This window comes from Stenotrophomonas rhizophila, assembly GCF_000661955.1.
In the GTDB taxonomy this organism is placed as follows: domain Bacteria; phylum Pseudomonadota; class Gammaproteobacteria; order Xanthomonadales; family Xanthomonadaceae; genus Stenotrophomonas; species Stenotrophomonas rhizophila.
The window spans coordinates 935,985-957,525 of sequence record NZ_CP007597.1 but is presented as its reverse complement, the minus strand read 5'-3'; the positions used below and the strand labels follow the sequence as shown (position 1 = coordinate 957,525).

The window sequence follows — 21,541 nt, the reverse complement described above, 5'->3', positions numbered from 1 at the left end:
CCCGCGCGGCGTGCGAAGGTTCCATCCACATGATGGCAGGCACGCCGGGGATCGGCATCAAGATTGCCTGAACGCGAAAGGGCCGCACGTGGCGGCCCTTTCGTTGGAGCAGGTGGCGCGACCTCAGTTGGTCTTGGCCACGCGCAGCACCTTCGGGGTGACGAAGACCAGCAGTTCGGCCTTGTCCTTGTTGCGGCTGCGCTTCTTGAACAGGTTGCCCAGGAACGGCACGTCGCCCAGGAACGGCACCTTGTTGACGCTGTTGCGGTCGGTGAACTCGTACACGCCACCGATCACCACGGTCTGACCATCTTCCACCAGCACCGCGGTGTTGACTTCGCGACGGTTGATGGTCGGCACTTCGCCGTAGCCGGCAAGGCGGATGTAGCCTTCCACTTCATCCTTCTTGACGGCCATGTTCAGGAACACGCGGTTGTCGTTGGTGATGGTCGGGGTGACCTTCAGCTCCAGCACCACTTCCTTGAACTGCACGTTGGGCGTGGCAGCGCCGCCAGCACCACCACCGGTGATGGTGACATAGCCGATTTCCTTACCCTGCTTGATGATCGCTTCACGCTGGTTGGTGGTCACCACGCGCGGATTGGAGATCACTTCGCCGCGCGATTCCTGCTGCATCGCCGACAGTTCGACGTCCAGCAGATAGCCCGCATTGAGGATCGACAGCGCCAGCGAACCCGGGTTGCTTGCCGCAGCGACCGGCAGGTTCCAGTTCAGATTGCCGGGCGAAATCGTGTACGGCGCGCGAACCGGCACCGCCCCCGTCCGGCCACCGGCATCCCAGTCGGCGACTGCCTTGGCGTAGTCATTGTTGACCTTGGCCTGATCGGTGATGTTCTCGTGATTATTGTCGGTATTGCCGCTGAAGAACACATTGTCACGACTACCCGTGATGCCGAACTTGGCACCCAGCTCACGTGCAAACGTATCCGTAGCGATGACGATGCGGCTTTCGATCAGCACCTGGTCAACCGGGCGGTCGATCACGTTGATCAACTCGCGCATGCGCGCCAGCTTCTTCGGGATGTCGCTGATCATCAGCGTATTGGTGCGCTCGTCGGCGACGATGCGACCACGCGAGGACAGGAACCCGCTGTCTTCCTGCGCGCTGTTGCCGCTACCGCCACCACCACTACCGCCACCACCGCCGATGCCCTTGGCTTCGGTCAGCGCTTTGAAGATCTGCGCGGCATTGTGGTAGTTGATCTGGATGTAGTCGGTGACCAGGTCTTCGCGGTTCTCGATCGCGATCCGCGCGTCTTCCTTGTCCTGCTCGAACTTGGCCAGTTCCGGCTGCGGGGCAACCCACACCACGCCGCCATCACGGCGCTTGTCCAGGCCCTTGGCACGCAGCACGATGTCCAGCGCCTGGTCCCACGGCACGTTGACCAGGCGCAGGGTGACATTGCCTTCGACGCTGTCGGAGGCCACGATGTTCAGGTTGGACTCTTCGGCGATCAACTGCAGCACGGTGCGCACCGGCACGTCCTGGAAGTTGAACGTCACCGGCTTGCCGCTGTAGCCGCGCTGGGCGATCGCGCTGGCCGCCTGCGTCACCGCGGTGGCGTTGATCGCACCGGTAGCCGGGGCCGCCTTGCGCGGGCTGATCTCCACCACGTACTCGTTGCCGGTCTGGTAGGCCAGCGATTCAAACGCGGTATTGGTGTTGAGCACCAGCTGGGTGCCGCCGCCGTAAGGCTTGGGATCGATGCGCTGCACCGGCGTGGCGAAGTCGGTCACGTTGATCGACTTCTGCAGGTTTTCCGGCAGACGCACGTTGCCGACGTCGATCACCACGTTGTTGCCCTGGGTGCGCAGGTCCGGGCTGGCGCCCTTGCCGTCGAACTGCAGGATCAACCGCCCGGCGCCGTCTTCACTGCGCTTGAAATCGATCTTGGATACCGACAGCGAAGCCGGCGCGGTGATCGGCGCGGCGCTGGCGGCAGGCTGCGGCGCCGCTGCGGCAGGCGTGGCCGCCAACAGCGTGCCATTGGCCACCATGAGCGCGACTCCCAGCGCGCACAGGTGGATCAGCTTCGGGCGCCGGTTGGGACGCTGCCGCATGGCATTGGAAAAGGTCATCGTGCTATCCCCGTAATCATTCATTGATCTTCAAGCGCAAGCGATGCAGGCCGTTCCAGCCAGCCGCCCGCGCCATCCGGCACCAGTTCAATCAGTTCGATCCGGTCTTCGAAGACCCCGGTCACCCGGCCGTCGCTCTGCCCCAGGTAGACGCCCGGACGCACCCGATAGGTGACCTTGTCCGGCGCCATCACCAGCGCGACCAGCCCGCCGCCCTTGCCGATCGAACCGACCATGTCCAAGGCATCCAGCGGGAAGGCTTCCAGCGGCTCCTTGCGACGGTTCGGATCGGGACGCAGCCCCGAGCCGCCCTGTGGATTGGTCCAGGCATCGGTGAACGGATCGCGCATCCCCTGCGCGGAGTATTCAAACGTCTCGAACTGCTGCATCACCGGCAGTGGCTCAAGCGGCGGCGCCGGGCGCGCACGCACGTCCTCCACCCACTTGGCCAGGTTCGGCGCATCGCCCGGGGTACTGCTCACCCCGCGCGCGCAACCGGCCAGCAACGCCAGCACCAGCAGCCCACACACCCGTGCGGTCATCCCCAGGCTCATTGCTTGCCTCCGGACTTGGCGGTCTTGTCATTGGCGGCGGCGGCTTTTTCCTGCGCTTCCATTTCCAGCTCGTCCAGGTAGCGGTAGGTCTTGACCGTACCGGACAGCTCCAGCGCACCGCTGCGCGCGGTGATGCCGGTCTTGGGGTCCTTGGGCTTCAGATTGATGTCATGCATGGTCAGGATGACCACGCGCGGCAGCGAAGCCACGCCGCTGACGAAGGCACCGAACTGGTGGTAGCTGCCCACCATGCGCAGGGCGATCGGCTTTTCGGCGTAGAACTCCTTGGGCTGCTCGGCACCAGGCTGGAACAGCTCATTGACCAGGCCGCTGGACAGCGCGGTCTGCGAGATGTCGATGATCAGGTCCGGCATTTCGGTCTTGCTGGGCAGCTGGCGCAGCATCTGCTGCAGCACCTGCTCCATCTGGGCCAGCTGTTGCTTGAGCGGCGCCAGGTTCACCGCGCGGCCCTGTTCCTTCTCGAACTCGGCACGCAGGCTGGTCTCGGTGCTTTCCAGCGACGCCAGCTCTTCACGCTTGCCGCTGATCAGGGCAAACCACGCCAGGAACACGATCAGCAGCGACAGCAGCACGCAGAACACGACTTTGGCCTGCTGCGGCCAGTTGCCGATGTTGTTGAAGTCCAGCTCTTTGAGGTTCATTTTCTGGCTCATGCGCCCCCCTTCTGCGGCGTACTGGACGCCGTCGGCTGTGCGGGTGCGGCGGGCGGGGCGATGCGGCTGCCCGACGGCTTGGACGGCTCGGCGGCCGGCGCAGGCGCAGCGGCCGGCGGGGTCGACGCAGGCGTCGCGGCCGGCGACAGCGGGGCGACCGCCGGTGCCGGTGCGGCGGCCGGATCGGCCGGGATGGCAGCGGCATCGGCCGGTACCACCACACTGCCATCGGGGCCTACGCCACCGACCGGTTCACTCTGCGCAGGCAGGGTCACCTTCACCTCGAACATGTACGGCAGTGCGCTGATGTCGGTCACCGGACCGGGGCCATCCTTGCCGGCCTCAGGCTTCTTGGCCTCGATCACCGACAGTTCCGGCTTGCTCATCCAGCCCGAGCTTTCCAGGTTGCGCATGTACGCACTGACGCGGGCGTTGGACTGGGTGCGCCCCTGCAGGGTGAGGATGTCCCCTTCCTGCTTGAGCGCGGTCAGCACCACGCCGTCCGGAATCGTACGTACCAGTGCGTCGAACAGGTGGACCATCTGCGAACGCTTGGCCTGCAGTTCCTCGATCACCTTCTTGCGCGCCAGCAGGCGTTCCTTCTGGCGATCCAGGCGGTCGATTTCCTTGTTCTGTTCCTTGACCTTGTCGATCTCGGTCTGCAGGAAGGCATTGCGTTCGCCCTGCCCGCTGACCTGACGGTCGTAGTAGAACCAGATCATCAACGACAGCAGCAGGCCGCCGATGGCCGCAAAGCCGAGCATGCCGTAGAAGTCGCGCTGGCGTTGCTTGCGCCGCTCGGCGCGCCACGGCAATAGATTGATTCTTGCCATCAGTCAAAGCTCCTCAGCGCCAGACCGGTGGCAATCATCAGCGCCGGGGCATCCTGGGCCAGGGCATGCGCCTGGACCTTGGGACCCAGGGTCATCTGTGCCAGCGGGTTGGCCACCACGGTAGCCACGCCCAGCTGTTCTTCCACCATCTCCGGCAACCCGGCCAGCGCCGCGCAACCGCCGGCCAGCACGATGTGGTCCACACGGTTGAATTCGCTACCGGCATAGAAGAACTGCAGCAGGCGGCTGATCTGCTGGACCGTGGCTTCCTTGAACGGCTCCAGCACTTCCATCTCGTAGCTTTCCGGCAGCCCGCCCTGGCGCTTGGCCAGGCCGGCTTCCTCGTAGGTGAGGCCGTAACGGCGCATCACTTCGTCGGTGAGCTGCTTGCCGCCGAACACCTGTTCGCGGCTGTACAGGCTACGCCCGCCACGCAGGACGTTCAGGGTGGTCATGGTGGCACCGATGTCCACCAGGGCGACCACGCCATCACTGGCGATGGGCAGTTCGCTGGCGACCAGGGCAAAGGCGTTCTCGACCGCGAAGGCCTCCACGTCCATGACCCGGGCGGTCAGCCCGCCGAGCTCCAGCGCCGACTGGCGCAGCTCCACGTTCTCCGACCGCGACGCCGCCAACAGCACCTGGACCATCTCCGGGTTGTTGGGAATGGCGCCCAGCACCTCGAAATCGAGGTTCACTTCCTCGATCGGGTACGGGATGTAGTTGACCGCTTCGAGCTCGACCTGGGCTTCCATGTCGTTCTCGTCCAGGTCGGCCGGCATCGGGATCAGCTTGGTGATCACCGCCGAGCCGGCGACGGCTGCGGCAGCGTGCCGGGCCTTCGTACCGGAACGGTTCACGGCGCGGCGGATAGCCTCACCCACGGCCTCCACTTCCACGATGTTCTTTTCCACGACCGCATTCGGCGGAAGTGGTTCCACAGCGTAATGTTCCACGCGGAAACGATTGCCACTGCGGGAAAGCTGCAAGAGCTTTACTGCAGTCGAGCTGATGTCGACGCCAATAAGCGGCGACTGGCTTTTTGGGATAAGCCCCACGGTTTCTCCCCTGCCGACGGGCACTTGGACGCATAACCTGCGCCCGCGCATTAATAACGTTTTTTTTGCAAACCGCAACCATCACGCAGTGAAACGTGCACTACCGCACGTTTCACGGCTCCCCAGACGGTCGTCGATCTGCGCTCCCCGGGAACAACCCCAGCCGTTCCCTTGCGTAATCTATACTCTGCGGCCACGAAATTCGCAATCGGAATCTGTCACTGATGACACGCTTTCGCCGCTGGCTGCGCTGGTTGCTGGTCGCCATCCTGGTCCTGGGCCTGATCGGCGCCGCCGTCGCAGGTGGCCTGTACTACGCCATTTCCTCCAAGCTTCCGGACGTGCAGACCCTGCGCGACATCGAGATGCAGGAGCCCATGTACGTGTATGCCAGCGATGGCAAGCTGATGGCCGTGTTCGGCGAGTCGCGGCGCGTACCGATCACCATGAAGGAGGTCCCGGAACGTCTCAAGCAGGCCTTCCTGGCCACCGAGGACGCCCGCTTCTACGAGCATGGCGGGGTGGACTACAAGGGCATCGGCCGCGCGGTCTGGCTGCTGGCCACCACCAACGACAAGCGCGTGCCGGGTGGGTCCACCATCACCCAGCAGGTCGCCCGCCAGTTCTTCCTGAGCTCCGAATACAGCTATACGCGCAAGCTGGCCGAGATCCTGCTGGCGCGCAAGATCGAGTCCGAGCTGAGCAAGGACGAGATCTTCGAGCTGTACCTGAACAAGAGTTTCTTCGGCAACCGCGCCTACGGCGTGGCCGCTGCGGCCGAGTTCTACTACGGCAAGAAGCTGGGCGATCTGGACCTGGACGAGATGGCCTCCTTGGCCGGCATCCCCAAGTTCCCGTCCTCGGGCAACCCGATCAGCAACCCCGAGCGGGCCCGCGAGCGCCGCGACTTCTATGTGCTGCAGCGCATGGCCAGCCTGGGCTTCATCAGCCAGGCCGAGGCCGACGCCGCCAAGGCGGTGCCGATGCACGCCAGCGCGCATGAGCCGCCGGTGCAGGTGGAAGCCCCCTACGTGGCCGAGCTGGTCCGCCAGGAAATGATCGCCCGCTTCGGTGGCGACGTGGTCAACAAGGGCTACCACGTGACCACCACCATCAACGCCGAGTTGCAGACGGCGGCCAACATCGCCGTGCGCGATGGCCTGCGCGTGTACGACCACCGGCATGGCTGGCATGGCGTGGAGCAGCACTTCGAGGTGCCGGCCGATGCCGATGCCAAGGCGCTGGCGGCCAAGCTGGTCGGCATTCCGGCCCAGTCCGGGCTGCTGCCGGCGATCGTGGCGTCCACCGCCGCCGATGGCAGCGCCACCGTGGTGCTGGCCAACCGCAGCGAGCTGGTGCTGCCCGTCGCGGCCAGCCGCTGGGTCAACAAAACCCCGGCCAAGCTGCTGACGCGGGGTGACCTGGTGCGGGTGCGCGCCGGCGAGAAGGAAGGCGAGTGGCTGATCGACCAGATCCCGCGCGGCCAGTCCGCGCTGGTCTCGCTGGATGCTGAAAGTGGCGCCTTGAAGGCACTGGTGGGCGGCTTCAGCTTCTCCGGCAACAAGTTCAACCGCGCCACCCAGGCGCGCCGCCAGCCGGGTTCGAGCTTCAAGCCGTTCATCTATGCGGCCGCGTTCGACAAGGGCTTCAACCCCGCCTCGATCGTGCTGGATGCCCCGGTGGTGTTCCGCGACCGCCGCGGCAAGACCTGGTCGCCGCAGAACGACGGCGGCGGCTTCCGTGGCCCGATGCGCCTGCGTGAGGCGCTGGTGCAGTCGCGCAACCTGGTCTCGGTGCGCCTGCTGGACGGCATGGGCGTGGACTACGCACGCAAGTACATCAGCGAGTTCGGCTTTGCCGAGGCCGAGCTGCCGCCCAACCTGTCGATGTCGCTGGGTACCGCCTCGGTGACCCCGTTGTCGGTGGCGCGCGGTTACGCCGTGTTCGCCAATGGCGGTTCGCGGGTGGATACCTGGGTGATCGACCAGGTGACCGACCGTGACGGCGTGGTGGTGTTCAAGGAAAACCCGGCGATGGCCTGCCGCGATTGCGCCGGCACCAGCGGCGGCGCGCCGGTCAGCCAGGTGGTGGACGGCTTCAACTTTGGCGCACCGCCTGCCCCGGCCACCGCCGCGGCGGCCAAGCCGCAGCAGGCGGCTGAACCGGCCAAGCCGGTCAACCCGGACGCCAAGGTCGCCCCGCGCGCCATCGACGCACGCACCGCCTACCAGCTGGTGTCGATGATGCGCGACGTGGTTCAGCGCGGCACCGGCACTGCGGCCAAGGTCCTCGGCCGCGAGGACGTGGGCGGCAAGACCGGCTCCACCAACGACCACCGCGACGCCTGGTTCTCCGGTTTCGGCGGTCCTTACGCCACGACGGTCTGGGTGGGTCGCGATGACTTCCGCTCGCTCGGCTACCGCGAGTACGGCGGCAAGGCTGCACTGCCGATCTGGATCGACTACATGCGCGCCGCGCTGAAGGACACCCCGATCGCGCAGAACGAGCCGCCGTCCGGGATGGTCCAGGCCACGCTCAACGGCGCCACCGAGTGGGTCAAGGTGGAGGACATGGACAAGATCGAGGAGTACAGCTTCGATACCCATGTGCAGCAGGCCGACGACGCCGCGTTCGATATCTTCTGATGTCGACGGCAGGATGACGAGGAAGGCCGGGCATTGCCCGGCCTTTTTCGTTGCCACCGCCCCCACGTCACGTAGAGCCGGGCTCTGCCCGGCTGCCTGCCATGTCGGCCATGTCGGCCAGCCGGGCAGAGCCCGGCTCTACACGTATGTCACATCGCCGGTGTACATTGCCGTGCAGGTCGCACAGGAGTACCGGTCATGCATCGAGCCCGCCAGCATGCAGCCACCCAGACCCGCGAGCGCCGCCACCGGCTTGCCCATGAAGCCGCCCGGCTGATGGCCGAGGGTGGCATCCGCGACTACCACCAGGCCAAGCTCAAGGCGGCGGCCCGGCTGGACATCCACGACGACGCCTCCCTGCCCCGCAATGCCGAAATCGAGGACGCGCTGCGCGAGTACCAGCGTCTGTTCGCCGGCGCCGATCATGGCGCGCAGCTGCGCCAGCGCCGCGAGGCGGCCCTGCGCGCGATGGAGTTCCTGGGGCAGTTCGCCCCGCGTCTGTGCGGCCCGGTGCTGGACGGCACCGCCGACGCCAACAGCCCGGTGCAGCTTCAGGTGCACAGCGACGACCCCGATGCGGTGCAACGCTACTTCGACGAGCACGGCATTCCGGCCGAGTTGCGTACCCGCCGCCTGCGGCTGGACCGCGAGCGCGTGCTGGACGTGCCGGTGTGGGTGTTCAGCGCGGAGGAACTGACCTTCGACATCGCAGTACTGCCGTACGACGCGCTGCGCCAGCCGCCCTTGTCGGCCATCGATGAGAAGCCGATGCGGCGGGCGTCGGCGGCGCAGGTTCGCCAAATGCTGGCCGAAGCGGAGATGGCCGGCTACCTGCAGACGGGGTAGTGCTGCGTAGTACGGCATGACCGCCCCCGCCAACGCGATGGACCGGGCGTCACGCGTCGGGAATGCTGCGCGCCTACGGTCTCACCAGCCCAGCAAGCCACGCTCGAATGCACCGGGTTTGAGCTTTCCGTAGAACGCATCGAGGAAGATCGTACCGTCCGGCTTCCCCTCCACTATCGCGGCGGCCGCCGGAACACGGACATCATCAATCACCTGCCACAGGTCTTCAGCGGCCATCGCATACGAGCTGCCTGGCAGGGAGAAGCGTGCCGTCGGTGGCAGCGCGCTGTCCATGGTCCTGGCCACCGCTTCGGTGAACGACTCCAACGATGCGGTTTTGCGCGGGCGACGCCGCACCATCTGCGCGAACATCAACTCCGAGAATATCCACGGCGAGCCGATGTAGTCGCGCCCCTCCACGTAGTCCTCGATCCTCACCGCCTTGCTGTCCAGGAACAGCAGCAATTCGGACTGATCGATCATGCGTTGCAGGGCCACATTCAAGATCATGTACATGCTCGCCGCAGTGCGTGTTACACGCTCGTAGTAGTACGTGTTCGGTTTGTGGGGAATAATCGAGCGGATCTTGTCGACGTCCTGAAGCAGCGTGTACACGTCGCCCCATACGCAGGAATCCACGAACATCTCCAATCCCAGGCCCTCCAGGTGCACGGCAAGGGCAACCACCGCATCGTGATCCTGGTGGGTATGCGACAGGAAGACATCGGCCTTCTCGGTTGGAAACAGGTCTTTGGCGATGGTATCGGCGTCGATCAGGTTGTCATCATTGAGGATGTATTCCTTGATCTTCACCAAGCGGTGCTCGTTGCGGCTCTTGAACGTGTCGATGGCGCTGCGATCGGCATCGATCGCCAGCGCATCGAAATTGGTGATTCTTGCATCCAGAAGCATGTTCGTTCCTTCTCATTCATGGGGGTGTTTTCGCGGGGCATGGCGTTCCCTCGCAGACTTCATATCCAGCCCAGCAGGCCTCGTTCCTGCTCACTCAGGGGCAGCTTTCCGTACAGGTGATCCAGGAACACCGGATGGTCGTGGCAGTAGGACGCAGCTGGAAATCCCGTGGTATCGGCGATGGCACGCTGGAGAACGTCCCACTCCATAACGTGCGTCGCTTCGGGCGCAGCGAATGCCGCAGGCCGTGTGGGCTGCATGGCTTTCAGTGCTTCCAGGCCCAGTCGGGGACGGCCACGTCGTGGCAGATGGCGGGCGAACATGAGCTCGGAGAACACCCACGGTGCGCCGACATGGCGACTGTCCTCCACGCATGCGTGTACCCGGGCAGGTTCGCCCTCCAGATGGAGGAACAGCTCGCAGCCATCGATCAGTCGCTGCAGCGTTGCATTGAGCACCATGCAGACGCTGGCCGACGTACGCGCCACCTTGAAGTAGTGAAAATGATGCGTACCGGGAGAATCGCGGCGCGCGGAGAGCATGTCGTCCATCTCCTGCTGCACCGCATACACGTTGCGCCAGAGGCAGGAGTCCACGAACACCGTCAGCCCCAACGCCTCCAGCATCACCGCCAGTTGCAGTACCTGCTCTCGATCGACGGCACCATGGGAGAGGAAAACATCCGCCCGGGGCGCAGGTAACAAGGCCTGCTGCACCGACTCGGCATCCAGCAGATTGTTGCTGTCCATCAGGTAGGCGGCAATGTCGTGCGAGGCGGGCCTGCACCGTGCCTGGAAGGCCGCGATGGCCAAGGTGTCCACCTTCAACCTGTCTGCGGCGAAGTTCCGGATGCGCAGTTTCAGCAGCATCGGCGTGCCTCCTCGACAACCCCGTATACCAGCAGGACCGCGGCCACCAAGGAGAGATGGAAGGCGAGCACTGTCGGCCGGCACATCACCTTCCACAGCGGCTCGCGTACCAAGGCGAGCCGAGTCGCATCGATCCGGAAGGCAAGCACCTGCGCCAGCGGTGCGTCGCTGGCGGCGTTGTACAGCTGCACGAAGGCGCGCTCCTGCTGCAGGAAGAAGGCATGAAAGCCCATGAACAGCCCGCCGGGCAGCACGAACAACGCCCAATGAAACGGCGTCTGTTCGCCAACCGAACAGGCCAGCAGGGCGGTCATCACCGCCACGCTGCCGCCCTTCATCGCAGACGCGCTGTTGGCGAGGCGCGCGATGATCCCCTGCAGGATGGTGAGATACCCCAGCCGCAAGGCGATCTGGTTACTGACGTTCTCCATGACGATCCCCTTCTATGGAGGCCGGCAGGGCGCCTCGTCGGCGCCCTGCCCCGGCCCTTACCAGCCGATACCCACGCCCAGGCCCACACTCTGCTCACCGCTGTTGGTGAACGCGCCATTGAGGCTGAAGGTGGCCGAGCCGCGCTCGTTGAGCACGCGCTGGTAGCCCACCGCCATGGCCGACTCGCCATCGCTGTAGCCCACGCCCGCGCCGAGGCGGTTGTAGGTGGCCAAGCCGGCGGTGTTCATGGCCATCGCCGTCTGCGCACTGCTCATCGCCGCCATGCGGTTGAAGCGCTTGTCCATCTTGTCCAGGCGCTGTTCGACCCCTTTGATCGCGTCATCGGTGTACTCGTTGGCGCGGGCGAGCATCTTCTCCAGATCGGCGGTGCTGACCTGCGGCGTGGGAGTGGGTGCAGGGGCGGGTGCGTCGGCCTTGGCCGGCTTGCCGCCGTCGTCGGCACTTGCAATGCGACCCCCACCGTCTCCGGCAGAGGCGGTCTCCGGCGTACCCGATACCGCTCCACTGCCTTCCTCCTCCGCCACGGGCGGCGTGGGTGCACTGGCGGTCGCCATTGCGCGACCCTGCAGCGGGGTGTCAATGCGCTGTTCCAGGCCGTCGATGCGGCCATCCAGGCGCTGCTCCATGGCATGCAACTGGCCGCCGTTGACCGCATCCCGGCTGCCGGGTGCGATCAGACCGTTGGCCACGTTGCCGAGCACCATGCCGTTGGCGCCGGCCAGGTTGAGCTGGTTGAGGCCGTCAGTGCGGGGGGCGGGGCTGTCTTGGAAGACCGAGCTGAGCTGGTGCTCCACCCGGTCGACGCGGGTGCCGTTGGTGAGCACGGCGCCGTCGAGCACTGCTAGTGCATCGGCGACCGTGCTCTGCGTGCTTCCTTGCATGCTATAAGTCGGACTGATGATGTTGCCGTTCACATCTACGCCTGCGCCACCGCCAAGCAGGGCGAGAGACTCATCAAGCTGGGCAACGGTGCTTGCATCTTCAGCGCCTCGGCCGCGGGCCACGTTCACAACGCGTCGCTTCTTCGTCAGGTTTCCAACAGACACGACATTCTCTTCAGTCGCCGTTGATTCTGCCCCGAGCGCGACTGAGTTCTCCGCTCCGCCCTCTACTCTGGAATAGCCACCAAGTGCAGTGCCATTCTTACTGAGAACTGTAGAGCCAGTCCCAAGCGCAAATCCGTTCTCCGCAGCCTCGTCCACGAACGACGCTCGACCCAGTGCAACTGAACCCTTTGCTCTGGCCCTTGCGTAAGCGCCGACTGCGGTAGCGCCATTGGTGCCTTCACCTGCCTCAGCGCTATCGCCAATAGCAACGGAGAAATCACCTGCTTTTGCAGGAGAGCTCATTTCATCAAAAGCCACGGCAATAAACCGCCTGGCGCTTTCCATCAAGGAAACTCGATGATTGGTGGCAAACAACTGTCCACCATTCACCGCTTCGGTACTCGCCGCCGAGCTCACATCCCCCGCTGCCAGTCCACGCACCCGACCACCGTTCATATCGATGGCGCCGTCAGCGGAGAACTTCACCACCCCCTCTAGGTCCGGATCGAAATTGTCGAACTCGGTGCGCAGTTCGTCCAGGTCACGACGGTTGTCTGTGATGCGCCCATCCTGCCCGGACAGTTGCGAGGAGTGTGTCGCCAGTATCCCTTCATTGGCCGTCACTTTCTGCTGGGTACCGAACAACTGCTTGCCCGTAACCACGTCGGTACTGGTCGCACTCAGGGTGCCATCTGCCACACCGCTCAGCTTGCGCGCTGCATTGGACCTGTTGCGCAGGTCCAGCGTGGTGCCGGTATTCTCAGCACCCAAGCGCAGGTTCCCGCTGGCTGACACCTGGCTGACCAAGCCTTCCAGAGCCGTCGCACGGGTTGCGACCCCGTCCGCCGTTCGCTGTGCGGCGGTCGCTGCCGCTTGCGCCGTGGTCGCCGTATTCTGCGCTGCGGTCACGTTGGTGTTGGTGGCATTGAGCTGCTTGCCCGTCACCGCGTCGGTACTGGTGGCACTGAGGGTGCCATCGGCGACACCGCTCAGTTTACGCGCCGCGTTCGACTTGTTGCGCACGTCCAGGACGGTGCCGGTGTTCTCCCCGCCCAGGCGCAGGTTGCCGCTCGCCGACACCTGGCTGACCAGGCCCTCCAGTGCCGTTGCACGGCTCACCACCCCATCGGCGGTTCGCTGTGCGGCCGTCGCAGCGGTCTGCGCCGTGGTGGCGGCGCTCTGTGCTGCGCTGACGTTGGTGTTGGTAGCATGCAACTGGCTGCCGGTGACCGCATCGGTACTGCCCGCGCCGATGGTGCCGTCCGCGACGTACTGGATCTTGCGCTTGGTAGTGGCATTGCCGACCGACACTGAGTTGGCGGAGTTGGTCACCGAGCCGGCGCCCAACGCTACCGCGTTGGTGTGGGTGGCACTGCTGCGGTCGCCCAGCGCCAGTGCACTGTTGCCGCCGGCCTTGGCCAAGTTTCCCAATGCGGTGGCATAGCTGCCCGTGGCAGCCGACTCGCGGCCGACGGCCGTGGCCTGGTTGGCGGTTGCCTGCGCACTGAAGCCCAGCGCAGTGGCATGCGTGCCCTGTGCCTTTGCCGAGGTGCCGCTGGCCAGTGCGCCGGTGCCGGTGGCTGTAGCCTTGTTGGCGTTGGTTATGGCGGTGCCGGTCGCAGTGGTGTTCGTCGCCACGGTAGCCTTGGCCAGCGCGCTGTCGGCGGCGGTCTTGGCGGCGGTTGCGGTGGTATGGGCGTTGGTTGCCGTGGTGCTCGCCGCCGTCACGTTGGTATTGGTGGCGTTCAGCTGCTGACCGGTGACTGCGTCGGTGCTGGTGGTGCTGAGCACGCCATTGGCGATGTTTTGGACGCGGCGCCGGGTGCCGCTGCGGTTGGACACGTCCAGCACCGTGCCGGTGTTGTCCATGCCAATGCGGATGGTGCTGCTTGCCGAGGTCTGGGTGACCAGCCGGGTGTTGGCCAACGCCGTGTTGGCTGTGCTCAGTGCGGTGGCGGCATTCTGACTTACCGTATGAAGCTGCCTGCCATTCACTGCATCGGTGCTGGTGCTGCTCAGGCGCGCATCGGCCACGTTGACGATGCGTCTTTTGGTGGTCGCATTGCCCACCGATACCGTGTTTGCCTCGCTGGCAAGGGCGCCCCTACCCAGTGCCACGGCTCCGCTCGCCGTAGTTTTTGCCTCATAACCCACGGCTACGCTGTCGTGGGAAGCCGCCGCCGCGCCGCCCAGTGCAATCGCACCGGTCCATCCCGCGGTACCGGCAAATGCATCGCCACCGATGGCAATCCTGGAGATTCCGCCCGTATCCTCATGAGTACGCGAGCCACTACCTACTGCGATGGAGTTCTGGCTATACGCGCGCGCTTCGTTTCCCAGTGCGGTAGCGCCAATGCCGCTAGCCACGGCGCTTGCCCCCACACCGGTAGCATAGCCGCCACCGGTGATCTGCACCCCGTTGCCGATTGCGGTGTTGTTGTCGCCACGGCTGGTGATGAGGCTGCCATAGGCGACTGAACGATTCCCGGACAGCGTGGAGCGGGAGCCCAAGACCACCAGCAGATCGCCGCTCACCGTCGAATCCCGGTAGGAGTAGTCCGTTGTCAGTGAGACCTGTCGGGTAATCGGTGACGCCATGACACCAGCAAGTGGTGCAGCCATCGTCGCAGGCGCCGCCGCTGTCGCTGCGAATGCAGCTTGGATTGCCCACTGCTGCGTGGACTGCTCCAACGACACATCGCTCTTCGGATCCTCGTCTGCCGCATGGGCAGTCGATGTAGCGAGTATCAGAACAGCAGCAAGCGCCCCGGCACCGATCACTTGGCTGGCCTTGCCTTGGGATTTACTGAGTTCACTTGCAACCACCCAACAATGGTGGGCGGTGGACCAGACACGGCGATGAATCCTATTCATGGAGACTCCTTGGGAAGCGAAGCGATGGGTGGCGGGCACGAACCGTCGTGCCCAGATGATTCAGGGGGTTAGGGTCTGCACGTGCTCTCGGTGGCCGTCGCGGGTGAGCCGGTAGCGCAGCTGTACGGTGTGGCCCGGCTGGATGGCGAAGGGCAGCTGCAGCGCGCTGCCGGGATACAGGCTGCGCGAGAGATCGTGGGCGGAGCATTGATTACCATCGCAGTCGGCGATGCTGGTGATGCCCAGGCGCAACGTGCCGGCGTTGCGCAGCTGGTCACCCTGTACACGGATATCCACCGAGCCGTCGGCGGGCAGTACATTCACCAACGCCCCCCACACAAGGTTTACGCCGATGCTGGCCTGGGCGCCCTCGCCCGCGTCCTGATCGCGTTCGTCCGGACCGCGCACCCCTTCGAAGTAGATGCGGTAGGCGGTCTCGGCCTGCACGGGCTGCAGTGGAATCACGCGGATCAGGCGGTTGCCACCGCCGGCCAGGGCGAACTTGCCCGGCGTGACCGCGATGGCCGCTTCGCTGGGGTCCACGTCGACCTCATGCTCCTGCTCGCCGGCGGCATCGACGATACGGCGGACCGAGGTCTGGATGTACTGCGGTTGGGTGGACTGGGAATAGATGCGGATCTGCGTGCTGCGCTTGCCATCGACCGCGGCGCGCATCGGGTGCACGGTGAGATTGGCGTGTGCAGGTGCCGCCAGCAGCAGCGACAGGGACAATAGAACAACGGCTGGAATTTTCATGGAAGCTCCTGGAAGGTCAGGGCGTGACCGTGGGGACGCGCAGCTCCACCTGCAGCTCGCCGAAGTAGGTGCCGGCCTGCTGGGTGGAAATGGGGACGCGCGGAATATCGAAGGTGATCGGCGTGGGGACGCAGAACACCGGTTGGCTCATGCCGGGCAACAACACCAGGCGCAGCAAAGCTGTGTCGATGCCATGCAGCTGTTGCTCCACGCCGTTGGGCATGAGCACCGGGGCGCCGTTGTGGTCCAGGGTGACGGTGTAGTCCAGGCGACGGGTATCGTCGCTGCCACCATCGGTATGCCAGAGCGAATAGCCACTCGGACCGGGCGGCTTGCCACTGCGGTCACGCACGGTCACGCCGAGGTACTGGGCTTGGGAGCCGAGCCCGTCGTACAGACACATCTCGAGTACGGTGCGGCCGCCTACCGTCTGGCGTATAGGGTCGTAGTCAGAGTTGAGCTGTACCAGTGGAGTGACGTGGTGAAAGGCCGGGAAGTAGATTGAGACAGCGTTGCGGTCGGTAATGGTGAGATCAAACGTAAAGCGATGCGTCGCAACCGCCGGCCCCGACAGCTCGTCACGCAACGTAAGAATGAGTTCAGCATCCCAGTGCCCGGCTACAAGCTTGGATATCTCCTCCACGGGAATCAGCAGGCCAGCTCGGGTTCCAACGGAAGGTTCGCCTCCACAGTCATCCTTGACTGCAATCCAAGGTGGACGAATGGGGTCGAGCCAGTAGGAACCGCATATCCGCGTCTCCATGCCCCGATTGATCCATCCTCTCACTGAGAAGCTTGTACGTAGACCCGAGCGCCGCTCTGTGGCCTGCACCTCGATCATTGCCGAACCGCTGCCGATAGTTGCAATGCCCGTGACGGGGCAAGCGCCCGTTCTTGGGTCAGTTGCCGATGCGCACGTAAAATGGAGCTGGCCATACTTCAGAGACTGGTTCGCGCTGTATCCGAGGACAACTTCAGGCACCCAAAGTTCGATATCCCCCGGCAGCGCCGACCGATCCCACGACATCACAATGTTCTGCGTAGCACTCACCGGATGCGTCTCCGGCGGCCGCTGCCCCCACGCCTTCGGCATCACCACCAACAGCGTCATCAGTAGCATCACCGCCCACACACCGCGCCGGTTCATGGCGTACCTCCAGCAGAAGCCGTCTGCGGCGTCGCCGCCAGCAGGGCCTGTTCCTGCAACAACCGGGTCACCCGCGCCTGCTGGCGGATCTCCGCCGGCAACTGCGCCACGCCCAGCGGCTCGCACTGCACGGCGCCCACCAGCATCACCACGCTGCGACGCTCACGCACCCTGAGCGGGCACTGCAACAGGCGGTCGTCCTGCAGCAGGTACAGGGTGCGTTCGCGGCGCGGGAAATCGGCCACGAAACCGCCGTTGCTGCCGGTGCCAGGCACCGGCGCATTGAGGATGCGGGCGCCGCCCAACGGCAGCCCGGCGATGTCGCGCGCGTTGCCGATAAAGGTGTAGGTCACCTCGATCGGCACCGGCATCTGCAGCAGCCGACCGGGTGACAGAAATACCGGGCGCGAGCCGCCCACGCCGGTCACGCGGATCGCGGCATCGCTGTTCAGAGCGCTGGCGTCCTGCACTTCGGCGCGGTGGCTCTGGTAGGCCGGCAGCGGCAACAGTCGGCGCTCGCCGAGTGCCAGCCGTTGCCGGCGCAGGCCGCCCACCTGCAGTTCGGCGGCGACGCCGGTCAGTTCCAGGTCGTCGGTGTCGTCCACCTGCACGGCCAGACCGGCCTCGGCCCCCAGCCCGCCGCCCCAGTAGAACCCGTGCCGGCCCAGTGCCAGGCCAGAGCTGTGGGTGGCGCTGTAGGCCATCTCGGTGCGGCCGCGCTGCTGGTAGTGGGCCACGGTGCCGCCGGTGTGGCCGATGCTGTTCTGCAGTTGCGCGCTGAGCGCGGCGCTGTAGCGGTCGCTGTTGTTGCCGCGCAGATCCACGGTGGCTTCGCGGTACTGCGCGTCCACGTCCTGGCGCAGGGTCTGCCCGGCGCTGTAGTTGATCTCCGGCCGCGCATGCTGCGGCTGGCGCACGTCCAGGCTGTAGCGGCGCTGCGAGGTGCCGCGGTCGCCGCGCTGCAGGCGGGTCAGGCTGAGGTTGAGGAAAATGCCGCGGTCCCGGCCGTCGCGCAGGCTGCTGTGGCTCTGCTGCTGCCACACGCCGACACGGGTGGAGATGCTGAACTCCTGCCAGCGCTGCACGCGGTTGTAGCTGGCCTGCCAGGTGCGGGTGAGACTGGGCTCGCTGCTGTAGCGCTGCTCCCACGGTGGCGGCAGCGGGTCCAGTGCGGCCAACGGGTCGTCGATGTCCCCTGCCAACAGCCGCCCGCGGCTCCAGGTCTGGCGCCGGGTATAGGCCACGTACGCACTGCCACCGGCAAGCGGCAGCGCCATCGAGGCACTGAGTGAATCGGCACAGCCCAGCCGGTCTCGGGCGTCGTCCTCGAACTGGCACGCCTTGCCGCGCATGCGCTGCTGGTACAGGTTCCAGGACGCATGGCGGCGGTAGGAGAGCTGGTGCTGCTGGCCGGTGCTGCCATCACTGCCCCGCAGGCCACTGAAGGTAGCGCGTATATCCTGGGTGGCGAAGGCGTGGCGCAGGTCCACGCGCAGCTCGCCATAGCTGAAGCCGCCGAGGTCGGCGGCCCCAGCGGTGACGGCGGCAGCGCGTCCCAACGGCAGGCGCAGGCCGGCCATGGCTGCCATCTCGCCGTCGAAACGGTCGCTGCGGCGCTCGTTGCGGCGGCCGCCCTGCAGGAACCACTGCACGCTGCTGTTGGTCCAGTCGCCGCCTTTGTCGAACGGCGCGTCCTCACTGCGTACCAGCACGCCATCTTCGTAGATGCGCAGGGTCACGCTGTAGTTGCCGAACGGGAAGCGGCGGGTGTCGAGTTCGTTGATGCCCGCCTGCAGGTAGAAGGTCTGCAGCAGGCGCTCACCGTCGAAGGCATCCACCCGCGCATCGCGCGCCAGCAGCACGGTCAGCGGTATCGCCTGCACCGCCGCCTCAGCATCCACGTAAGCCTGGGTGGTGCCCACGCGGAGGCCGGCGAAGCGGTCCATCGGCAGCATGCTGAAGCTGAAGGTGCCCCCTTGGGGGCTGGACAGGTTGCGACGATCCATGCGCCCGGCCTGCAGATAGTGCTGCTGGCCCAGGTCATGGCGGTAGTACGCGTTGTCGAACTGGACGTCATGGCGGCGCTGGCCACCGCGGTACTGCTGGCTGTTGAAGTTCCAATCCACCGCAATGTGGCCGCGCTGCAGTACACCCAGCGCACCTGCGCCCTGTGCAGTCAGCGCCTGGTAGCCGCGGCCACCACTGAAGTTCACTGTCTGCTGGTGCAGGAACGCATTGTCGGCGTTGCTGCTGACCGTGTGGAAACGGTCGGCCGCCGGCTCGGCGGTAATCCATTGGCGGGCGACGAACAGGCGCACCGCGCCCTCGCCCTCGTCGTAAAGTGCACGCACGGTATTGGGGTCCTCTGGCGGGTCGAGATAGCCGCAGCCCGCGCTGCCGGTGCCGTAGCGGCAGGCAAGATGGCTGTTGCGCGGCAGCGGCTGGGAAAGCGCGGGCAGCAACGCAGCCTGGGCCTCGGCGGAAAGGTCGAGTGCCTGCAGCACGCGCGCCGGATCTTCCAGCTGCACGTTCTCCAGAGTGACGCGCACCGGCGACAATCCGGCGGTGCGGCCGAACAGGCGCACATCAAGGTGCTCGGTCTGGCCGGCGACCAGATCTTCGAAACCGACGGGGACGCCGCGCGCCGCGACCAGCGGTGTGGCCAACGACAAGGCGAGCGCGACCGCCAGCCGGGTCAGGGCGGGTGCGTGAGCTTTCATGGGGAGTACTGCCTGAGGCCGCCGGCCCGGTGTCCGGGCCGGCGTGGGGTAACGCGAGGATTGAACCGTTACGGTTTCTGGGTCAGAACCACGCTGACGATCCCTTCGTACACGCCCTGCACCGTGATCGGGGTGCGGGTGGTCTGGGCGATATCGAGGTCCATGACGATCGATGCACCACTGAGCGCACCGTCGTACAGGTCCGCTGCCAGGAAATCCTGTGACGCAACGGTCAGGGCGCGCTTATTGAGGCTTACGGTGAGTGGAACGGCGGCGCCGATGCCGCTCTTGGGTACCAGCGACGGCGCATGTCCAAGCCGCACTTCCACATCCTTGTCTTCATCGTTGGTGTAGATACGCACGCGCTCGTTGTGCGTATTCAACCCCTGGCCCGGAACGTGGTCCAGTGCGATCGAGTCCGGCAACGCGGTGCCATCCTGCTTCATCAACGCCAGGGACGGATCGACATTGGTGTAGACGGTGATATGGGATTCGGCGGCGTTGGCCGACAGCGAAGCGGTGACCAGCGCTGCAGCGAGCGCGGCCTTCTTGAGAATGTTCGACATGGGGTTCTCTCTCTATTTTTGGGTACTTCGAAAGTAAGCTTCCGCAGGAAGCACCGCCGTCACCGCGTGGGGGTGTAGCAGCCCAGTCAGGTTAGTCAGGGAGGCGTGATTTACCCATTCAACCACTCCTAAAAACCGCAGCGCGGGTGCGATTTTGCGACGACACGCGCACTCCCGGAACATTGCAGAAATTCCTACGCAGCGTGCCTCTATCGGTTCGTATGGGAAGGCGTTGGATACGCAAAGGACGGCCGCAGCCGCCCTTCGCATGTTCCTGTCTCCAGCCACTTGGACGCGTGTCCCTGCGGCCCACACCCCACTCAACACCGGCTCATCCAGCAGCATCTCCTGGACATCCTTCCACATCTCTTCGCGCACCCGCCGTACCATCGCCGAGTCGCGCGCGGCCGGCACCGGCACCGGCAGCACCTCGCGGGCGTAGCGCGCCAACACCTCTGCCGCAGCAGTCGCCGGCGGTCTCCGCGCGGGGTCTGCTGGACCGGCCATGTGTGCGTCTCCATTTCCGTTGGAAGGAACTGCAGCGTCTGCCTGTGGTCCAGCGGGCATTGCTTCCGGCGATGCGCCCCGGGCAGGGGCGCAGGGCACGCGGCGTCCTGCGTCCGCCCATGGCGGCCACGTCATCATCAACCTGTGCGTTGCGCAGAGGGGGGTGGGCACGGCGGCGACAGTGCTGCGTCGCCGTGCGATGTGCCATCGCCCACGACGGTACGCAACGACGCGCGATCGTTCACCTGCTTCCACCAGTTCGTCTGTCCGGTGCAGCGCGTCTGCGAGGCGTTGGCACGGGTCGGTTCGGTTACCGCTGTTGCGACTTCATCCCCATCACACCCCCCTGCGTTGCGGATGCCACATGCATCGGCGGCGGGTCGGCGCCATGCCTGCGCCAGCCCGGTCCTGGTCATCCCGCGCTGCACGGCAGGCCGCAGGATGCGACGAGAGCGTCCGCCCGGCCATTGGGCGCGTCGATGCCTGAATCACGTGATGCCCTATTCAACATTTGAATCTGGGCGCGTACGCACAGTTCCGTTCGGCCGGTGTTCTCACATTCACGCACCGGGCTGGCGCAGAGATACAGCGATGTGCGCAAACGGGCATGCGGGAGGTCAGCGCGGCGGCAGCACCTGCACGCGCTTCACCTCGATATCAGTGGGCTTGAAGCGGTGCGTGTCGACCTTGCCCAGCAGTTCCACCGTGGCAGATGCGCCAATGGGCGGGTGAGGCATGTCCTCGTCGTCGATCTCGACCTCGATGTCGCCGGTGGCGTCGCGGAAGCGGTAGCGTTCGTCGCCGACCTTGGCGACCAGATGGCCCAGCAGCAGCACCGCATGGTCGTCACGCTGCTGGCGCGCCTGCGCTACGGTGGTGGCGACGGCGGAGGCGCCCGGCCCGGTATAGCCGGCCAAGGCGTCGCTGGCATGCAGGGCAACGGGGGCAACAAGCAGGGGAATCAGCAGGTAGCGCTTCATG

Annotated in this window: 16 protein-coding genes; 2 read left to right on the top strand and 14 right to left on the bottom strand. The window is 65.4% G+C overall.

All coding sequences use genetic code 11. From position 1 onward, the window contains the following. Positions 1–123: 123 nt before the first annotated feature. The 5 genes from DX03_RS04035 to DX03_RS04015 are packed head-to-tail and all read right to left on the bottom strand — an operon-like array spanning position 124 to position 5,219. A complete protein-coding gene (locus tag DX03_RS04035; protein WP_038686531.1) occupies positions 124–2,100 on the bottom strand; it encodes a type IV pilus secretin PilQ in 1,977 nt (658 codons plus the stop codon). Between the two features lie 20 nt (positions 2,101–2,120). Next, complete coding sequence (locus DX03_RS04030; RefSeq protein WP_038686530.1) at positions 2,121–2,654, bottom strand: pilus assembly protein PilP; 534 nt, start codon at positions 2,652–2,654, stop codon at positions 2,121–2,123. Beyond that, complete coding sequence (locus DX03_RS04025) at positions 2,651–3,328, bottom strand: type IV pilus inner membrane component PilO (RefSeq protein ID WP_038686528.1); 678 nt, start codon at positions 3,326–3,328, stop codon at positions 2,651–2,653. Before DX03_RS04025 ends, DX03_RS04030 begins: the two co-directional genes overlap by 4 nt. Next, entirely contained in the window at positions 3,325–4,161 is an 837-nt protein-coding gene (locus tag DX03_RS04020) for a PilN domain-containing protein (protein ID WP_038686525.1), read from the bottom strand. The genes DX03_RS04025 and DX03_RS04020 overlap by 4 nt, the downstream gene beginning before the upstream one ends. Further along, entirely contained in the window at positions 4,161–5,219 is a 1,059-nt protein-coding gene (locus DX03_RS04015; protein WP_038686523.1) for a pilus assembly protein PilM, read from the bottom strand. The genes DX03_RS04020 and DX03_RS04015 overlap by 1 nt, the downstream gene beginning before the upstream one ends. A gap of 224 nt (positions 5,220–5,443) precedes the next feature. On the opposite strand from DX03_RS04015, the gene DX03_RS04010 reads away from it, so the two are divergent. Together DX03_RS04010 and DX03_RS04005 are read left to right on the top strand one after the other, a co-directional pair. Continuing rightward, positions 5,444–7,864, top strand: coding sequence for a penicillin-binding protein 1A (locus tag DX03_RS04010; protein WP_038686521.1), 2,421 nt, complete (start codon positions 5,444–5,446; stop codon positions 7,862–7,864). Positions 7,865–8,062: 198 nt separating this feature from the next. Beyond that, positions 8,063–8,710 (top strand): hypothetical protein, encoded by a 648-nt coding sequence (locus DX03_RS04005; RefSeq protein ID WP_038686519.1) that lies wholly within the window; start codon positions 8,063–8,065, stop codon positions 8,708–8,710. An 81-nt stretch (positions 8,711–8,791) separates the two neighbouring features. Here the strand turns inward: DX03_RS04005 and DX03_RS04000 are convergent, their stop codons facing one another. The 9 genes from DX03_RS04000 to DX03_RS03960 form a co-directional block, all read right to left on the bottom strand. Next, a complete protein-coding gene (locus tag DX03_RS04000) occupies positions 8,792–9,622 on the bottom strand; it encodes a hypothetical protein (protein ID WP_051598736.1) in 831 nt (276 codons plus the stop codon). Between the two features lie 59 nt (positions 9,623–9,681). Further along, a complete protein-coding gene (locus DX03_RS03995) occupies positions 9,682–10,491 on the bottom strand; it encodes a toll/interleukin-1 receptor domain-containing protein (protein WP_038686517.1) in 810 nt (269 codons plus the stop codon). Next, a complete protein-coding gene (locus DX03_RS03990; protein ID WP_038686515.1) occupies positions 10,482–10,922 on the bottom strand; it encodes a hypothetical protein in 441 nt (146 codons plus the stop codon). The genes DX03_RS03995 and DX03_RS03990 overlap by 10 nt, the downstream gene beginning before the upstream one ends. A 57-nt stretch (positions 10,923–10,979) precedes the next feature. Continuing rightward, positions 10,980–14,864, bottom strand: coding sequence for an ESPR-type extended signal peptide-containing protein (locus DX03_RS20555; protein WP_081797142.1), 3,885 nt, complete (start codon positions 14,862–14,864; stop codon positions 10,980–10,982). A 60-nt stretch (positions 14,865–14,924) separates the two neighbouring features. Then, positions 14,925–15,620, bottom strand: a complete 696-nt coding sequence (locus tag DX03_RS03980) for a fimbria/pilus periplasmic chaperone (protein WP_038686513.1) — start codon at positions 15,618–15,620, stop codon at positions 14,925–14,927. 16 nt (positions 15,621–15,636) lie between these two features. Continuing rightward, complete coding sequence (locus tag DX03_RS21390; protein WP_038686511.1) at positions 15,637–16,767, bottom strand: CblD like pilus biogenesis initiator family protein; 1,131 nt, start codon at positions 16,765–16,767, stop codon at positions 15,637–15,639. After that, positions 16,764–19,487 carry a TcfC E-set like domain-containing protein gene (locus DX03_RS03970; protein WP_038686509.1) on the bottom strand — a complete coding sequence of 908 codons (2,724 nt, stop codon included), beginning with the start codon at positions 19,485–19,487 and terminating at the stop codon, positions 16,764–16,766. Before DX03_RS03970 ends, DX03_RS21390 begins: the two co-directional genes overlap by 4 nt. Before the next feature lie 68 nt (positions 19,488–19,555). Beyond that, positions 19,556–20,053 carry a CS1 type fimbrial major subunit gene (locus DX03_RS03965; protein WP_038686507.1) on the bottom strand — a complete coding sequence of 166 codons (498 nt, stop codon included), beginning with the start codon at positions 20,051–20,053 and terminating at the stop codon, positions 19,556–19,558. Between the two features lie 1,124 nt (positions 20,054–21,177). Beyond that, on the bottom strand, positions 21,178–21,540 hold the full coding sequence (locus tag DX03_RS03960; protein WP_038686505.1) for a NirD/YgiW/YdeI family stress tolerance protein: 363 nt from the start codon (positions 21,538–21,540) through the stop codon (positions 21,178–21,180). Position 21,541: the final 1 nt, after the last annotated feature.

Excerpts from the sequence above, each read along its gene's own strand:
- DX03_RS03995 (WP_038686517.1), bottom strand. The coding sequence starts at position 10,491 with ATGCTGCTGAAACTGCGCATCCGGAACTTCGCCGCAGACAGGTTGAAG.
- DX03_RS04005 (WP_038686519.1), top strand. The coding sequence starts at position 8,063 with ATGCATCGAGCCCGCCAGCATGCAGCCACCCAGACCCGCGAGCGCCGC.
- DX03_RS04020 (WP_038686525.1), bottom strand. The coding sequence starts at position 4,161 with ATGGCAAGAATCAATCTATTGCCGTGGCGCGCCGAGCGGCGCAAGCAA.
- DX03_RS03970 (WP_038686509.1), bottom strand. The coding sequence starts at position 19,487 with ATGAAAGCTCACGCACCCGCCCTGACCCGGCTGGCGGTCGCGCTCGCC.
- DX03_RS04035 (WP_038686531.1), bottom strand. The coding sequence starts at position 2,100 with ATGACCTTTTCCAATGCCATGCGGCAGCGTCCCAACCGGCGCCCGAAG.
- DX03_RS03990 (WP_038686515.1), bottom strand. The coding sequence starts at position 10,922 with ATGGAGAACGTCAGTAACCAGATCGCCTTGCGGCTGGGGTATCTCACC.
- DX03_RS20555 (WP_081797142.1), bottom strand. The coding sequence starts at position 14,864 with ATGAATAGGATTCATCGCCGTGTCTGGTCCACCGCCCACCATTGTTGG.
- DX03_RS04025 (WP_038686528.1), bottom strand. The coding sequence starts at position 3,328 with ATGAGCCAGAAAATGAACCTCAAAGAGCTGGACTTCAACAACATCGGC.
- DX03_RS04010 (WP_038686521.1), top strand. The coding sequence starts at position 5,444 with ATGACACGCTTTCGCCGCTGGCTGCGCTGGTTGCTGGTCGCCATCCTG.
- DX03_RS04000 (WP_051598736.1), bottom strand. The coding sequence starts at position 9,622 with ATGCTTCTGGATGCAAGAATCACCAATTTCGATGCGCTGGCGATCGAT.
- DX03_RS21390 (WP_038686511.1), bottom strand. The coding sequence starts at position 16,767 with ATGAACCGGCGCGGTGTGTGGGCGGTGATGCTACTGATGACGCTGTTG.
- DX03_RS03980 (WP_038686513.1), bottom strand. The coding sequence starts at position 15,620 with ATGAAAATTCCAGCCGTTGTTCTATTGTCCCTGTCGCTGCTGCTGGCG.
- DX03_RS04030 (WP_038686530.1), bottom strand. The coding sequence starts at position 2,654 with ATGAGCCTGGGGATGACCGCACGGGTGTGTGGGCTGCTGGTGCTGGCG.
- DX03_RS03960 (WP_038686505.1), bottom strand. The coding sequence starts at position 21,540 with ATGAAGCGCTACCTGCTGATTCCCCTGCTTGTTGCCCCCGTTGCCCTG.
- DX03_RS03965 (WP_038686507.1), bottom strand. The coding sequence starts at position 20,053 with ATGTCGAACATTCTCAAGAAGGCCGCGCTCGCTGCAGCGCTGGTCACC.